At 69.0% G+C, this 1,431-nt stretch carries 1 protein-coding gene; it reads right to left on the reverse strand.

The window, feature by feature from the left end; genetic code table 11:
* Window positions 1-1,431: non-ribosomal peptide synthetase (locus tag CKY51_RS21810; protein WP_152249999.1), on the reverse strand; the 1,431-nt coding region annotated here is incomplete at both ends.

The raw sequence follows: 1,431 nt of genomic DNA on the forward strand, positions 1-1,431 counted from the left end.
ACCGCCAGCAGCGAATGGCCGCCGAGGGCGAAGAAGTTGTCGTGTCGGCCGACCTGCGGCACCGCCAAGAGCTCGCTCCACAGCGTGGCGAGCAGGGTTTCCAGCTCGCCTTGTGGGGCGAGGTAGGTGCCGGTGACCAACGCATCGGCATCGGGGACCGGCAGCGCGGCGCGGTCCAGCTTGCCGTTGGGCGTCAATGGCAAGGCATCCAGCGGCACATAGGCGGCCGGCAGCATATGCTCGGGCAAGCGTGTGGCCAGCTGGGCGCGCAGCGTGGCTGGGTCGACGACGTCGCCGACGAGGTAGGCGAGCAGGCGTTTGTCTTCGGCACCATCGGCGATCACCACCGCCTCGTGCACGCCGTCGCAGGCACACAAGGCCGCCTCGACGTCGCCAGGCTCGATGCGGAAGCCGCGGATCTTGATCTGGGCGTCGTTGCGGCCGAGGAACTCCACCGTGCCATCGGCGCGCCAGCGTGCCAGATCGCCGGTGCGGTACATGCGCTCGCCAGCAGCGGTGGCGAACGGATCGGGCACGAAACGTTCGGCACTCAGGTCCGGGCGATGCAGATAGCCCTGCGCGAGTTGCGCACCGGCGATATGCAGTTCGCCGCTGACGCCGATCGGCACCGGCTGGCCGCGGCGATCGAGCACATAGAGCCGGATATTGGCCAGCGGCCGGCCGATCGGCAGGCATTGGCCGGGCGTCGGCGCGGTCTCGACCACCATCGCCGTGACGAACTGGGTGCTCTCGGTGGGGCCATAGGTCTGTAGCAGGCAGACCTGGCCATCGGCGTCGAGCACCTGCGCGATGGCGCGGGGATCGGCGACATCGCCACCGGTCAGCAACAACCGCAGTGTGCTCAATGGTGTGGCGATCAGCGGCGCGTAGGCGCGCAGCACGCCGGCGACCAGGACCAGGACCGATAGCCGCTCTTGTTCCAGCAAGGCGCCCAGTGCAAGTGGATCGCGCATCACCGGCGCCGGTACGACCACCACGGTGGCACCGTTGAGCAGGCTGCCCCAGACCTCGAGCGTGGCCGAGTCGAAGGCCGGATTGGAGGCGAAGGCCACGCGGTCGTCGCAACGCAATCGCGCCGGGCCATCCTGCAGCACGAGATTGAGCACCGCTGCATGCGATACCGCGACGCCCTTGGGCGTGCCGGTGGAGCCGGAGGTGTACATGACGTAGGCCAGGTCGAGCGCATGGCCGGCGATCGACTGCAGCGGCGTGGCAGCCTCCCGCATCAGTGAAGCCGAATCCAGACGACGCAGATCCGGCGCATCCAGTGGCGGCACCTGCGTCTCCACCAGTGCCAGCCGTGCGCCACACGCGCGCAGCAAGTGGCTGAGCCGCGCCACCGGCTGATCCGGATCCATCGGCACATAGCAGGCGCCACACAGCAAGGCCGCCAGCTGCGCCACCACCAGC

This window comes from Xanthomonas maliensis (assembly GCF_009192945.1).
Taxonomy (GTDB): Bacteria; Pseudomonadota; Gammaproteobacteria; order Xanthomonadales; family Xanthomonadaceae; genus Xanthomonas; species Xanthomonas maliensis.